Annotated in this window: 1 protein-coding gene; it reads left to right on the top strand. The window is 70.8% G+C overall.

Translation table 11 applies throughout. The features are described 5' to 3' along the window. Nucleotides 1–9 precede the first annotated feature (9 nt). A partial coding sequence (locus tag D7V93_RS43110; RefSeq protein WP_147451687.1) for an SEL1-like repeat protein occupies nt 10–1,270 on the top strand: 1,261 nt, incomplete at its 3' end.

Below are 1,270 nucleotides of genomic sequence, written 5' to 3'. Positions count from 1 at the left end.
GGATGAGCCATGCCCTCAGTGAAATCCCTCTTCGCGTGGCTGGCTTTGCCAGCCCTCGCAATGCTCGTGGCGTGTGCCCATTCGTCCTCCGAGGAGGCAGCGAAGTCGGAGGCCGAGGAGCAGCTCTCCACGCTGTACCTGCGGACGTGCGGAGGGACCCGGGTGGAGGCGTGCTTCAACCGCGCCGGGCGCCACCTGAAGGGGGACGGCCTCCCGAAGGACGAGGCGAGGGCGGCGACGCTGTACGAACTGGGCTGCAACGGCGGAGACACGAGGAGCTGCGTGGGGCTGGGGCAGCTGAAGGAGGAGGGCCGGGGCGTCGCGAAGGACGAAGCGGGCGCGGCGAAGCTGTACCAGCAGGCGTGTGAGCAGAACGTCGGGGAGGGCTGCGGACGGCTCGCGCTGCTGTATGGCGAGGGGCGCGGGGTGGAGAAGCGCCAGGACCAGGCGGTGCACTTCTTCCAGCTCGGGTGCATCCACAGCGACGGCCTGTCGTGCAACAACCTGGGCGTGTTGAAGCTGATGGGGGCCTTCGGGCTCACGCAGGATGTGGCCGGCGGGATGGACCTGCTGGTGAAGGCCTGCAACGCGGAGGTGGTGAGCGCGTGCCTCACGATGGCCAACGAGTTCCAGGACGGCTCGCGCGTGCGCAAGGATCCGGAGCTCGCGGTGAGCTACTTCCGTCAGGCGTGCGACCTGGGCTCGAAGACGGCATGCGAGCGCGCCGCGCTTCCCGGGAGCGCGGCGGTGACCGCGACGCCGGAGCCGGCTCCCTCGGCCGAGGACGGCGCGAAGCTCGCGAAGATCCGCGGGATGTGTGACGCTCCCGGGACGGGCGAGGTGAAGGGGATGGCGTGCTACCTGATGGGGGTGGCGTACGAGAAGGGTGGCTCCGTGAAGCAGAACCCCGGCCGCGCGACGGTGTTCTACAAGCACGCGTGCGACAACGAGGTCCCCGAGGGCTGCGAGGCGATGCGGCGCATGTTGGGGCTCACGCCGGAAGGGGCACCCCGCCCGGAGCCGAAGCAGTCGGTGCTGGACTCGCTGCGATTGAACCTGCCGGAGCCGCGTCCGGAGCCGCGTCCGGAGCCGAAGCAGTCGGTGCTGGAGTCGCTGCGACTCGACCCGGCGCGGGTGAAGCCGGCGCGGCGGGTGGTGCCGATGGCGACCGCGACCGTGCTGGACCCCGTGGCGCGGCTGGACGCCGCGTGCAGGGCCGGGCGGGCCAATGCGTGCACCCGTCTGGGATTGCTCCGCAGGTGGGGCATGT

The organism is Corallococcus llansteffanensis, from assembly GCF_003612055.1.
Lineage (GTDB): Bacteria > Myxococcota > Myxococcia > Myxococcales > Myxococcaceae > Corallococcus > Corallococcus llansteffanensis.
This window is presented reverse-complemented; position numbering and strand designations above follow the sequence as displayed.